The sequence below is a fragment of the Neobacillus drentensis genome, from assembly GCF_036966985.1.
Classification (GTDB): Bacteria; Bacillota; Bacilli; order Bacillales; family Cytobacillaceae; genus Neobacillus; species Neobacillus drentensis_E.
This window is the reverse complement of the sequence record NZ_JBALSN010000622.1, coordinates 1-2,922: the sequence shown is the minus strand read 5'-3', so window position 1 is coordinate 2,922 and position 2,922 is coordinate 1. Positions and strand designations below refer to the sequence as shown.

Annotated in this window: 2 protein-coding genes and 1 pseudogene; all 3 read right to left on the bottom strand. The window is 39.6% G+C overall.

Features of this window, described 5'->3' with window-relative positions:
* Positions 1-285, bottom strand: a 285-nt coding sequence (locus tag V7659_RS29240; protein ID WP_335543551.1) for an NAD(P)-binding domain-containing protein, incomplete at its 3' end; no start/stop codon positions are given.
* Positions 286-329: 44 nt separating this feature from the next.
* Entirely contained in the window at positions 330-2,327 is a 1,998-nt protein-coding gene (gene tkt, locus V7659_RS29235) for a transketolase (protein ID WP_335543550.1), read from the bottom strand.
* Positions 2,328-2,330: 3 nt separating this feature from the next.
* A pseudogene (locus V7659_RS29230) lies at positions 2,331-2,922 on the bottom strand (glucose-6-phosphate dehydrogenase); the annotation flags it as partial.

The window sequence follows — 2,922 nt, the reverse complement described above, 5'->3', positions numbered from 1 at the left end:
GGAATTACCAGCTTCAATAACAATATCCCCTTTTTCTAGAAACGGTCGAATATCACTAATAACCGAATCAACTACAGCGTGTGGAACCATAATCCAAAGAACTCTTGGCCGATCCAATGATTGAACAAGTTCCTTATAGCTTGATACACCTACAGCTCCGTAACCTTTTATTTCTTCCACCGCACTCTGATTAACATCAAATGCTACTACTTCGTGATGGTGATCCATTAAATTTTGTCCTAAATTTAAACCCATTTTCCCTAAACCAATTAATCCAACCTTCATTTTATTTCCCTCCAATAGTTGTAATTATTTTATTTAAGTTCTGTTTAAGATTGCTTCAAAAGATTTCTTGCCATATGAACAACATTTTCAGTCGTAAATCCAAATTGTTTCATAACAGCAGCACCATCTCCTGAAGCACCGAATGTTTCAATAGATAGAACCTTTCCTTCAAATCCAACAAAGCGTTCCCATCCGAGTGAAATACCCATTTCGATAGCCAAACGTTTTAAATTGGAAGAAGGCAAAACAGATTCTTGATATTCTTCAGGTTGCAGTCTAAACAATTCCCAACTTGGCATGGCGACAATCCGAACAGATATATTTTCTTTTTCCAACTCTGATTTTGCGTTTACAGCCAAAGAGACCTCGGAGCCAGTAGCAATTAATATTAAGTTTGGATTAGAAGTTGTTTCGGACAAAACATAAGCACCCTTGGAAAGGTTATTCAAATTTGCTTCTGTCTCGTTATACACTGGCAGGTTTTGGCGACTTAAAACCAATGCAACCGGGCCTTCTGTTTGCTGAAGAGCATAAGCCCAGGCACTTGCTGTTTCATTTGCATCCGTTGGTCTAATGACAGTTAATCCTGGAATCGAGCGAAGTGCTGCCAAGTGTTCAACCGGCTCATGTGTCGGTCCATCTTCACCCACTGCTATTGAATCATGTGTAAATACATAGGTTACTGGAAGCTTTGATAAAGCAGCCAATCGGATAGACGGACGAAGATAATCATTAAATACAAAGAATGTACTAACAAACGGCTTCACTCCGCCATGATATGCCATACCATTAGCTGCGGCACCCATTGCATGTTCACGGACACCGAAGTAAACATTACGTGCGCTGTAGGATTCCACTGCGTAAATTTGTTCCCCTTTAATTTCGGTCATGGTAGAATGTGAAAGGTCTGCACTGCCACCGAAAATGGCTGGAACTGATTTAACAAAGTGGTTGATAGCATCCCCACTGGCTACACGAGTGGAAACATTTTTTCCAGTTTCAAACGTTAAGATATCATTTGCCTCAATGAGGACTTTTCCATCAATTGCATTGGTTAATTGCTCTGCCAATTCTGGATAAGCTTGCTTATATGAACGGAATAGGTTAATCCAGTTTTGTTCAGTGTCCATTCCCTTACGCTTTAATTGTTCAAAGTGAGCTTTTACTTCTTCTGGAACATAGAAATCTTCTTCATAAAGCCAGTTGTAGGCTTGTTTCGTTATTTTTCCTTCTTCTGCCCCAAGCGGTGCACCATGTGCTTTATTTGTCCCTGCTACCTTCGGACTTCCATATCCGATAATGGTTCTAATTTCAATGATGCTTGGTTGGTCGGTATTTTGTTTTGCTAATTCAATTGCTTTTGAAATTGCGTTAAGATCATTACCATCTTCCACCCTTAAATAGTGCCAATGAGCCGATTCTGCTCTTTTCTCGATATTTTCGGAAAAAGATACATTTAATTCTCCATCAAGAGAAATATCATTTGAGTCATATAATGCAATTAGCTTACCGAGTTTCATATGGCCAGCCATTGACATCGCTTCATAAGAAATGCCTTCCATTAAGTCACCATCCCCTACTAAAGCATAGGTATAGTGATCAATAACAGCATGTCCTTCTTTATTAAACTTCTCGGCCAAATGTGCTTCAGCCATAGCCATGCCAACTGCGTTAGCAATGCCCTGCCCCAATGGACCGGTTGTCGCTTCTACGCCAGGAGTATGACCAAATTCAGGGTGTCCCGGGGTCCTGCTGTTTAATTTTCTGAAATTCTTTAAATCGTCAATGGTGACATTATAACCAGCCAAATGAAGTATACTGTATAACAAACTTGACCCATGTCCCGCCGATAAAACGAATCGATCACGATTGAACCACTTTGGATTTTCAGGATTGTGATTCAAATGGTTAGCCCATAATGCGTATGCCATTGGTGCTGCCCCCATTGGGAGACCTGGGAGCTCAGAATTTGCCGCATTGATGGCATCGATTGATAAAGTTCGAATTGTTGTAACTGCTAAGTTCTCAATATTTGGTGACATAGTCTATATCCTCCTGGACATTTGTGATTTCAAATGTTCAGTTCCTCTGTTTTGTTGAATTTCTTCATCCAGCCACCATTTGAAGCCATTTTCTGATAAAAGGGATTCAGCGGCATCTGGCCCATATGAACCTGAACGATATTCATGAAGCGGTAACATATTTTCCTCAAATGCATTCAGAATTGGCTGTACCCACTCCCAAGACAATTCAACTTCTTTCCAATGAGCAAAGAATGTGGAATCTCCGATTAAAGCATCGTAAATCAACCTTTCGTAGGCCTCTGGGACTCCTGACCTAAAGTTTTCTACATCTTCACAAGAAAAATTAACTCTAACAGGTTCGATTTTCCCGTTATTCAATGGATTTTTGCTATTTAATTGCAGAGAAACATTTTCTTTCGGGCTGATTTCAATAATCAATAGATTAGGCTCCACATTTTGCTGATTATGTTTATACAGTAGTTTTAAAGTATTTTTAAATTCAATGACGATCCGAGTCGATTTTTCCTTCATTCTTTTTCCTGTCCTTATATAGAATGGAACACCTGTCCAAAACGGATTATCAATCCATAAGCGTGCTGTCACAAATGTGTCA

Coding starts and splice junctions, on each gene's coding strand:
- tkt (WP_335543550.1), bottom strand. CDS start 2,327: ATGTCACCAAATATTGAGAACTTAGCAGTTACAACAATTCGAACTTTA.